Below are 10,206 nucleotides of genomic sequence, written 5' to 3'. Positions count from 1 at the left end.
ATTGACCAGTCATGAGAATCCTCGGTCGCGAGGACGTCGCCGCCGCGCTCAGCGGCCTCGACCCCGCCGTGCTCGACGCGGTGCGCGCCGCGTACGTGCTGCACGGCCAGGGCCGCTCGGAGGTGCCGTTCTCCGGGTTCCTGCGCCCGCCCGGCGACGACGGCTCCCGCGTCATCTCGCTCCCCGCCTACCTGGGCGGACCCGATCCCGTCATGGGCCTGAAGTGGATCTCCTCCTTCCCGGCCAACGTCGAGCGGGGCCTGCAGCGCGCCTCGTCGGTGCAGATCCTCAACGACCTGCGCACCGGCTACCCGACCGCCGTCCTGGAGGCCAGCCAGATATCGGCGTCCCGCACCGCGGCGTCGGCCGCCCTCGCGAGCCGTACGCTGCACGGCGACCGCCCCGTGCACACGGCCGGTCTGATCGGCTGCGGCACCATCAACCGGCGCGTCCTGGACTTCCTGGTCCTGGTCCACCCCGAACTGCGCACGGTCACCGTGCAGGACGCGGTGCCCGGCCGAGCGGCCACCTTCGCCGCCCAACTTGCCGCCGAGCGCCCGGAGATCAGCTTCGTGGCCGGTGACGTCGACGACGCGCTGCGCGCCGGCACGGTCTCCGTCGCCACCACCGACTCCACCTACTGGCTCGACCTCGCCGCCCACCCCGACCGCCCCGCCCGTCAGGTGATCCTGCACCTGTCGCTGCGCGACCTGAGCACGGACTCCGTCCTGAACGCCTACAACGTGGTCGACGACACGGAGCACGTGATGCGGGAGGGGACCTCGCTGCACCGCGCCGAGCAGGAGGTGGGCCACCGCCGCTTCGTGGGCGCCGAGATCGCGACCGTGCTCGGCCTGAGCGAGGGGCTGGAGACCGAGGGGACCATCGTCTTCTCCCCCTTCGGCCTCGGCATCCTCGACCTCGCCGTCGCCCGGGTGATCCTCGGGGCGGCCACCCGCAACGGCCTCGGCAGCGAGGCCGAGGGCTTCGACCCCGGCCTGCACCGGGTCACCGCGGCCATGGCGGGAGGCGTGGCATGAGCTTCCTCTTCCCCGAGGGCACCCGTGCCCTGGTCACCGGCGCCTCGCGCGGCATCGGCGCGGCCACCGCGCTGGCGCTCGCGGAGCACGGCTGCGACGTCGTCCTCAACTACCACTCCAGCGCCGCCAAGGCGGAGACGGTCGCCGAGCAGATCCGTGCCCTGGGCCGCCAGGCCCTCCTCGTCCAGGCCGATGTCGGTGACGAGGCTCAGGTCACCGCGATGTTCAAGCGGATCCGCACCGAGTGGGGGCCGGTCCAGGTCGCCGTCCTCAACTCCGGTGTGACCGCGGACGGCCACTTCGCGGCCATGAGCAGCGCGAAGTGGCAGGAAGTCATCGGTACCAACCTCACCGGCACCTTCCTCACCGCCCGCGAGGCCACCAAGCAGATGTACGCGAGTGGCGGCTCCCTCGTCCTGATCGCCTCCACCAGCGGAATCGCCGGCCGGGCCGGCCAGGCCAACTACGCCGCCAGCAAGGGCGGGGTGATCTCCCTGGCCAAGAGCCTCTCGTACGAGGTGGCGCCGCGCGGCATCCGCGTCAACGTCGTCGCCCCGGGGTTCATCGACACCGACATGGTCAAGAAGGTCCCCCCGGCGCACCTGAAGGAGGCCCTCCAGGTGATTCCGCTCGGCCGCACCGGCACCCCTGCCGAGGTCGCCCAGGCCGCTGTCTTCATGGCCTCGTCCGCCGCTTCGTACATCACCGGAAAGGTGCTGACCGTCGACGGCGGAATGATCCCCAACTGACCGCACCACCCACCGATTCACAGGAGGTAACCACCATGTCCACCGCCACCTTCGAGGACATCCGCACCCAGGCCGAGGCCCGTCTCGGCAAGAACATGAAGGTCAAGTCGATGATCATCGACCGGCTCGGTCTCGAGGTCGAGCCGGCCTTCGTCTCCGACAACCAGCCGCTGTTCGGCCGGGGCCTGGAGATGGACTCGCTGGACACGCTGGAGATCGTCGTCATGGTCAACAACGAGTTCGACGTGCTGATCAGCGACGACGACTTCGAGGCCTTCGGCTCCATCAACGCCCTGGTCGACTTCATCGAGGACCGGGAGACCGCCGCGTGAGCCCCGCGACCACACTCCTCGAAGCGCAGGCCCCCGCGCCCGCGCGCAAGGCCCTGAGCTACTCGTCCGACGACATCAAGCGGATGCTGCCGCACCGCTGGCCGATGCTGATGATCGACCGGGCCTACGACGTCGTCCCGGGCGTCTCGGGCCGAGGCGTCAAGAGCGTCTCCGTCAACGAGCCGTTCTTCGCCGGGCACTACCCGGACCACTCGATCATGCCGGGCGTGATGATCGTCGAGTCGATGGCCCAGCTCGTCGCCGTCGTCTACGTCGCGGAGATCCTCGAAAGCGCCGAGGGCACCGGAGGTGACGACGCCTCGCAGAGCGTCGGCTACCTCGGCTCCATCAGCACCATGAAGTTCTCCCGGCTCGTCGTCCCCGGGGACCAGCTCACGCTGGAGGCCAAGCTCGGGCAGCGCCTCGGCGGCCTGCGCCAGGTGAAGGTGCGGGCGACCGTCGGAACCGAGCTCGCCGCCGCCGGGACGCTCGTCGTCACCACCGGCCGCAAGGGCTGACCTCCCCCGGAGAGCGCGAACGCGGAAGCGCGGAAGCGCAAACGCAGACACGCGCAAGCGCACACACGCGCAAACGCACACAACCGGAACCACTGGACCGACAGAAGGAGGTGTGGTCATGGCCCTCACGATCCGCCCGTACCAGGAGGGCGACGCGCACGCCATCGCGGAGCTCTACAACCGGCACCGCGACAACCCCAACCCGGTCGCCGGGGGGGTCAGCGGTACGGAACTCGCCCACGAGCTGGCCGAGCGGGAGACGGCGACGTTCCTGGTGGCCGAGGACGACGGCCGGCTCGTGGGAACGTTCGGCCTCTTCCACAACACCGGCCGGCGCTCCGGCCGGGCGGGCGAACTCATCGCGGACATGTTCTTCGTCCATCCCGCCCACCGGGGCGGCCTGGTCACCGGAAGGCTGTTCACCGAGGCCGTCGAGTGGATGATGCGCACCGGCTGCCTGGTGCTGCGGCTGACCGTCAACCCGGCCAACACCGTGGCCTTCCGGCTCTACCGGCGCGTCGGCTGCGTGTCGGTGGGCCGGGCGGTCCCCGGTGAGGACGGCAACGTGGAGCTGCACAACTACATCCCGCTCGTCGTACGCGGCGTCCTCGCCGACCTGGGCGAGCGGGCCATGGCGGCCCTCGGCAGCCTGACCAGCTTCGCCTCCGTCACGGAGTCCCGCGACGACGAGCTGCGCTCGGACGTGCGGGTGGTGGACGGGGTGCGCACCGTCGACTACAGCCTGGCGCTCGGCGAGTTCCGGATCGACGCGTCCGTGGACGTGGACCGGGGCGCCGTGCGCGAGGCCCGCCTCATCGAGGCCGACGGCACGGAGCGGGCGCTGCGCATCACCCGGCCCCCGTACGAGGTGAGGGCCCCGCGCGGGGTGGCGCCGTACCGGTTCACCGAGTCCGGCCTCACCTGCGAGGTCGACGGGGAGGACGGCACGCTGAGCGTCCTCGTGGCCGGGCACCGCGGCCCGGTACTCGTCTCCACCTGGCCGAGCTGCCGGGCCGACCGCCCGGCCGGCTGGCGCGAGGGCGAGCCCCGCGACCTCACCCTGGAGCCCGTCGAGGGCGGGGTACGGGTCACCGAGCGGGACGGCGACGCCACGGTCACCGGCACCTTCACCCTGGACGGCACCGGTCTGCTCCAGGAGTTCACCCGCACCGGCTCCGCGAGCGGCCGGATCTTCCAGACCGTGGGCCTGCGCCAGGGCGTCTTCACCGACGCGGAAGGGCAGACCCACCCGATCGGGCTGGGCCAGGGGGTGCGCGACGCCTCCGAGATCGTCGCCGCCTCCCGGACCGTCCCCGAAGGCGCGGAGCTGACCTGGCAAGGGCGGGACGTACGCGTCTCGCTGCCGGTGGACGGGCCCCTGCGGCTGGTCCACAGCACGCTCCTGGAGCGCCGCCCGGAACCCGGCGCGGACGGCGTGGCCCGGATGCGCACCGTCATCCGCCCGAGCGGCGCGGACACCACGCGCCGCCTGGAGACGCACGCCGCCGCGGGAGGCGTCACCGTCTGGCGGGAGGGCACCACCAAGGTGCTGCGCAGCCCCTACCCCCGCACCCGTTCCTACGCCTACAACCCCCACTGGTCCGCGGGCCTGTGGGTGACCCAGGAGAACAGCCGCCACGACCGGGCCTCGGGGCTCGGCTGGGGGGTGCCATGCGGCACCTGGGAGGAGAAGCACCCGCTCGGCCTCCACGCCCCGGAATCCGGCCTCGACTGGGAGATCGCTGCCGCCGGCGACGGGCTCCGCGTCGACGTCCGGGCGAGCGGGACGGACCCGAGCGGGACGGACCGCGAGACCGTCGTCTGGCTCACCCCGCAGACGCCCCTCAAGACGGCCGTCGTCCTCGACTCGGACGGCGCGCGCTGGGAGCTGAACTCCGGTGACTTCCGCCAGGTGTGGGCCCGCAGGGCATCCGTCCGGCTCTCCGACGGGCGGTGGCTGCACTGCGCTCCCGCCGCCGGCCCGCACGACGAACTCGTCCTGCGCGCCTCGCCGTCGGGCCTGCTCGTCGGCGGAGTGTCCGCCGCACGGGAGAGCTCCTGGCTGCTCTCCGTACACGACATACCCCTTTCCTTCTGAACCACCGACCCGAAAGGCAACGACAGATCATGACCGCCACCACCATCGCCCCGGCCGTCCGCACCGCCACCGAGGACTACGCCACCCTGCGCACCGCCGTCGGCGCCTACCGCGTCACCGCCCCGCTGGTCCGGCTGACCGGCGACGACCGGCTGACCTTCCTGGACGGCTTCCTCGCCAAGTCCGCGGACTACGTGGAGCCCGACTCCGTCCGTGAGGTGCTGGCGCTGAACGCCGACGGCACGCCGTTCGCGATCCTGCTGCACTTCGAGATCGGCGAGGAGTCGTGGCTGCTGCCGCGCACCGCCGTCACGGCCGACGAACTCGGCTCCTACCTCGGCGGGTTCGACACCTCCGCCGGCGTCACCGTCGAGATCTCCCCCGACGGCTGGGGCGCCACCGCCTTCGAGGGCCCCGTGGCCTGGTCGGTCGCGGCCGGCTTCGTGGACTTCGACATCTCCGGCCTGACCCTGCACGCCGTCACCGAGTCCACCCTCGACGTTCCCGGCGCCACCGCCCACCTGGCCCGCGTCGGTACCACCGGGGAGTACGGCTACCTGCTGCTGTCCGACGCCCCGCAGGCCGCGCACGACGCGGTGCTCGCGGCCCTCGCCGGCCAGGGCGGCGCCGAGATCGGCGAGGAGGGCCTCACCCGGGTGCAGGCCGAGGCCGGGATGGGCGTGTACAGCACCGGGTTCGGCGAACTGAGCGTCGGCGAGGCCGACCTGGCCTGGATGATCGACTGGAGCCGGATCGGCGAGTTCCACGGCTCCGACGAGCTGACCGCACCGACCGGCTCCGAGGCCCGGCTCACCGCGCTCGTCGCCCCGGTCGGCAGCCGCTTCGCGGCCGGTACGCCGGTCACCGCGGCCGGTCAGGAGGTCGGCACCGTCCTGCACCAGGCGCCGGCCGCCAACCCGGAGGAGGAGCTGGTCCTGGCCCTGCTCGACAACCCCTTCTGGGTGCCGGGACTGGAGCTGACCGCCACGGACGAGGCGGGGGACGAGCGCCCGGTGCGCACCGCGACCCTGCCCCGGGTCATCGCCCGCTCCCTCACCGTCAAGATCGCCTGAAGGGCCGGGTCATGACACCTGCGAACATCGCCCTGACCGGCCTGGGACTGATCACCGGAGCCGGTGACGACGTGGAGAAGAGCTGGTCGTCGATCGCGGCCGGCACCACCGGCATCCGCACCAACACCCTCTTCGACACCTCCGAGCTGCTCACCGACTGGGCGGGCATGGTCACCGCCGAGCAGCCCGCCGACCTGGACCGCTGCTACGCGCTCGCGGCCACCGCGATCCGCGAGGCCCTGCACGGCAGCGGCCTCGACCTCTCGGCCGTGGACCGCGACCGGGTGGCCGTCGTCGTGGGCTCCAGCCTCGGCGCCATGCCGACGCTGGAGGCCACCCACCGCACCTTCGTCCTGGAGGGCAGGCTGGACGTCGCGCAGGCCGTGGCCTCCCAACTGCCCTGCGTCGGCGACTACATCGCGGCGGAGTTCGATCTGCGCGGCCCGCGCGTGGTCCTCTCCAACGCCTGCGCCGCCAGCGCCGTCGCCCTCGGCTACGCCGCCGAGCTGCTGTGGAAGGGCGACGTCGACTACGTCGTGTGCGGTGGTGTCGACCCGCTGGCGGAGCTGTCCGCCTACGGGTTCAGCGCGCTCGGCGCGCTGGACGCCGAGCCGTGCTCACCGCTCTCCGCCTCCACCGGACTCACCCTCGGCGAGGGCGCCGGATTCATGGTCCTGGAGTCGGTGGAGCGGGCCGAGGCGCGCGGCGCCCGTGTCCTCGCGGAGCTCGGCGGATACGGCCTGTCCTGCGACGGCTACCACCAGACCGCGCCCGACCCCAGCGGCAAGGGCGCCTGCGCCGCCATGGCACAGGCCCTCGACACGGCGGGCCTCACCCCCGCCGACGTGGACTACCTCAACCTGCACGGCACCGGCACCCCCGCCAACGACGCCTCCGAACCCAAGGCGCTGAAGCTCCTGTTCGGCATGGAGATACCGGCGGCCAGCTCCACCAAGTCGATCCTCGGCCACACCCTCGGTGCGGCCGGCGCGGTCGAGGCCGTGGTCAGCACCCTGGCCGTCGACCGGGGCACGCTGCCGCCGACCATCAACACCCGGGGCGTCGCCTCGCCGTACGGCCTGGACGTCATCCCGGACACCGGACGCGACGCGCGACCCGAGGTCGTGGTGTCGAACTCCTTCGCCTTCGGCGGCAACAACGCCTCCGTCGTCATCAACCGGCCCGGCCGTGCCGGCTCCAGGCCGCCACGCCGTGAGGCCGTCCAGGAGGTGGTCGTCACCGGAGTCGCCGGCCTGGCCGGATCGGCCGGCGGTACCGAGGCGATCGCCGCGGCCTTCGCCGAGGGGCGGCCCTGCTTCGAGACCTTCGAGGAGGTTCCCGGCGTCGGCCGGGTGCCCGTCGGCCGGGTCGACATCAAGGCCGCCTCACGCGGTACGAACCCCAGCCGGGCCCGTCGCATGGACCCGCTGAGCCTGCTCGCCGCGTCCGCCGTGAACGACCTGTACGCCCGCCACGGCAAACCGTCGCGGGACGTGGCGGAGTCGACCGGTGTCGTCTTCGCCACCGGGTACGGCCCGGTGACCTCGGTCCTGCGGTTCCACGAGGGCGTGGTGCGCTCGGGCATCACCGGTGCCAACCCGTCCCTCTTCGCCAACACCGTCGTCAACGCCGCCGCCGGCCACGTCGCGATGCTGCACCGCTTCCGCGGCTACACCGCGACCATCGCCAACGGCGGCACCAGCTCCGTGCTCGCGCTCCAGCTCGCCGCCCGGGTCATCGCCCGCGGCGCCGCGGAACGGATCATGGTGGTGGTCGCCGACGAGTTCCCCGAGCAGGCCCTCGCCACCCAGGCGGCGCTGCCCGGCTACGCCCGGTCCGCGCACGTCGTACCCGGCGGGCGTACCGGTACCGTCCTCAGCGAGGGGGCCGCCGCGATCCTGCTGGAGAGCCGGGACGCGGCCCGGGACCGGGGCGCCGACGTCCTGGCGCGGGTCCGCGGCTTCGGCGCCAGTGGCGAACCGGCCGGCATCGGCCGCATCGCCAGGGACGGCGAGGCATGGGGACGCTCCCTGCGCTCCGCGCTCGCCGAAGCGGACCTCGGCCCGGAGGGGATCGGCACGGTCGTCTCCGCCGCGTCCGGCCACCCGCTGGTCGACCTGGCACAGCGGGCGGCCCTGCGCCACACCGGCCTCGAAGGCCGGCCGGTCTTCGCCCCCAAGGCCCTGCTCGGCGAGACCTACGGCAGCGCGGGAGCCCTCGGCCTGGTCGCCGCCCTCACCGGTGCCGGCACCCCCGGCCCGGTACTGCTGTCGAGTTTCGCGTACGGCGGCAGCTACGCGGCGGCCGTCCTCGACCCGGAGGCGTGATGGGCGCCCTGATGGGCCTGCTCCTCGACGCGGGACTGACCGGATACACGCTGGCGCCCGACGGGCCGGCGGCGGTGGAGGAGGTGGGGGAGACGGTGAACGTCCTGGTCTCCCGCCACCGCGGGCTCCCCCGCGACCGGATGGGGCACCGGCTGTCCGCCTCGGGCCGCTCCCTGATCGTCGGGGCGCTCGGTACGACGTACGGAATCCGGATCACCGCCAAAGACCTGGCGCGGGACGGTCACAAGCGCTGGTCGGTGCCCGCCCTGGGCCTGTCCGTCTCGGTGGCGCACGTCGGCACGTACAGCGCCGTGGCCTTCGCGCCCGCCGGCCGCACGGTCGGAGTGGACCTCCAGGACGAGCGTGACCGGCCGTACGCCCTGCGCTGGCTCGGCGACCTGCTCGGACGTGAACAGCCGGCCACCATCAGGGACTTCGCCGAGTGCGAGGCGCTCATCAAGGCCTCGCACCTGACGAAGGAGACCTTCGCCGGAACCCGGCTGCCCGAGTGGCGGCCGGGCTGGCGGCCCACGAACACCCCGACCTACGAGGTGCGTTCCGTCGTCCTGCGGCCCGAGGGCGAACCGCCCCTGCACCTCGCCCTCGCCTGCGACGCACCCGCACCGGTGCGCTTCCACCACCTGGAGGAGGAATGACCCTCACCGCCGTGCGGCCCTACACCCGCCGCATCTCCCCGATCGAACGGGGCTACCTCAACGCCGCCGCGACCGGCACCCCGCAGCTCATCCAGATGGTGATCGAGGGGGAAGGCGCTCTCGACACGGACGCGCTGCGCCGGGCCGCGCGCGCGGCGACCGAGGCGAGTCCCGGCCTCGCGGTGCGCCGCCGGGGCGCGCTGTGGCGCGCCGACGGCACCGTCCCCGAGGTCGTGGAGCTGCCCGACGGCACCGGTCTCGACCACCCGTTCTTCCACCGCGACCTGTCGGTGGTCACCGGACCCGTCTGCGAACTGGGCCTGATCCGGGGCGCCGGGACCACCCGGCTGGTCGTCCGGGCCAGCCACATCGTCACCGACGGGCGCGGTCTGCGGCAGTGGATCGCGGATCTCTTCCGGGCCCTGCGCGGCGAGGAGCCGGCCGGTTGTCCGGACACGGTGGACGACGCGCACTTCCGTACGGCGGCGGGCGACGTCCGCCCGGCCCCCGCGGCCACCCGTCTCACGGGACTGCCCGCGTTCATCGGCGACGGGCCCGCGGGCGGGCAGCCCCTGTGGCTGAGCCGCCGGGTGCCCGCCACCCCGTCCGGGGTCACCGCGCGCGCCGCAGCCGCGCTCTCCCGCCACCTCACCACGGACACCGGCCGCCTGATCGTCCCGGTGGACCTGCGCCGCCACGACACCACGACGCGCTCCACCGCGAACCTGACCTCGCAGCTCGTCCTCGACCTGCGCCGCGACGACACCTGGAAACGCGTCCACTCCACGCTGATGCGCGCCCTGATCGCCAAGACCGAGGTCGCCGTACTCGACCGGGACTTCCTGCGCGACAACCCGTTCGCCAACAACCTGAGCGAGGCCCGTGCGTTCGACGGCACCCGCTTCCCCTGCACGGCGATCATCTCCGACCACGGCGAGGTCGACCCGCGGGCCTTCTCGACGCCCGCCTTCCGCGCCTGCTCCTTCCTCACCCTGCCGATGCTGGTCCCGTACGCCGAGATGTTCCTGAGCGCCTGCCGCGTCGGCGACAGCACCGAGCTGACCCTGGCCTGCCGTGACCGCGCGGGTGCCCGGGAGAAGGCCGGCGCGATCCTGGACGACATCGCCGAGGCGCTGAACTCCGGCTGAGCCGGGGGGATCCCGGCGGGCGGCCCGCGGCCCGTCGCACGCGCCGTGTTCCGTCCCTCGCGCCGTGTTCAGTCCCCGCGCCGTGTTCCGTCCTCGCGCCGTGTTCCGCACGAAGGCCCGTCCCCACCACGGCCCCCCACGCACGGCGGTCCGTCCCCACGCACGGCGGCCCGTCCTCAGCCACGGCGACACCGCCCGACCACGAAAGCCCTCACGCCCGACCACGAAAGCCCTTCCCCGACCGGGCCCCAGGTCCGGTCCACCA

Annotated in this window: 9 protein-coding genes; all 9 read left to right on the top strand. The window is 73.2% G+C overall.

Annotated elements, in window-relative coordinates; all coding sequences use genetic code 11:
* Window positions 1-11: 11 nt before the first annotated feature.
* The 9 genes from sbnB (at window position 12) to OHA55_RS14125 (ending at window position 9,941) form a co-directional block, all read left to right on the top strand.
* Window positions 12-1,040, top strand: coding sequence for a 2,3-diaminopropionate biosynthesis protein SbnB (sbnB, locus tag OHA55_RS14165; RefSeq protein WP_266706319.1), 1,029 nt, complete (start codon window positions 12-14; stop codon window positions 1,038-1,040).
* Window positions 1,037-1,789 (top strand): 3-oxoacyl-ACP reductase FabG, encoded by a 753-nt coding sequence (fabG, locus tag OHA55_RS14160; RefSeq protein WP_266706317.1) that lies wholly within the window; start codon window positions 1,037-1,039, stop codon window positions 1,787-1,789. Before sbnB ends, fabG begins: the two co-directional genes overlap by 4 nt.
* Window positions 1,790-1,824: 35 nt before the next feature.
* Complete coding sequence (locus tag OHA55_RS14155; protein ID WP_266706315.1) at window positions 1,825-2,121, top strand: acyl carrier protein; 297 nt, start codon at window positions 1,825-1,827, stop codon at window positions 2,119-2,121.
* On the top strand, window positions 2,118-2,639 hold the full coding sequence (gene fabZ / locus OHA55_RS14150; protein ID WP_266706313.1) for a 3-hydroxyacyl-ACP dehydratase FabZ: 522 nt from the start codon (window positions 2,118-2,120) through the stop codon (window positions 2,637-2,639). The genes OHA55_RS14155 and fabZ overlap by 4 nt, the downstream gene beginning before the upstream one ends.
* Before the next feature lie 118 nt (window positions 2,640-2,757).
* Window positions 2,758-4,737, top strand: a complete 1,980-nt coding sequence (locus OHA55_RS14145; protein ID WP_266706311.1) for a GNAT family N-acetyltransferase — start codon at window positions 2,758-2,760, stop codon at window positions 4,735-4,737.
* A 29-nt stretch (window positions 4,738-4,766) separates the two neighbouring features.
* Window positions 4,767-5,810, top strand: coding sequence for an aminomethyl transferase family protein (locus OHA55_RS14140; protein WP_266706309.1), 1,044 nt, complete (start codon window positions 4,767-4,769; stop codon window positions 5,808-5,810).
* A gap of 11 nt (window positions 5,811-5,821) precedes the next feature.
* On the top strand, window positions 5,822-8,137 hold the full coding sequence (locus tag OHA55_RS14135) for a beta-ketoacyl-[acyl-carrier-protein] synthase family protein (RefSeq protein ID WP_266706307.1): 2,316 nt from the start codon (window positions 5,822-5,824) through the stop codon (window positions 8,135-8,137).
* Window positions 8,137-8,793, top strand: a complete 657-nt coding sequence (locus tag OHA55_RS14130) for a hypothetical protein (RefSeq protein ID WP_266706305.1) — start codon at window positions 8,137-8,139, stop codon at window positions 8,791-8,793. Before OHA55_RS14135 ends, OHA55_RS14130 begins: the two co-directional genes overlap by 1 nt.
* Window positions 8,790-9,941 (top strand): hypothetical protein, encoded by a 1,152-nt coding sequence (locus tag OHA55_RS14125; RefSeq protein WP_266706303.1) that lies wholly within the window; start codon window positions 8,790-8,792, stop codon window positions 9,939-9,941. Before OHA55_RS14130 ends, OHA55_RS14125 begins: the two co-directional genes overlap by 4 nt.
* The last annotated feature ends 265 nt before the right edge of the window (window positions 9,942-10,206 follow it).

Source organism: Streptomyces sp. NBC_00102, from assembly GCF_026343115.1.
GTDB lineage: Bacteria > Actinomycetota > Actinomycetes > Streptomycetales > Streptomycetaceae > Streptomyces.
Note: the sequence above shows the minus strand (reverse complement) of the source record. Positions and strands in the feature narration are given on the sequence as shown.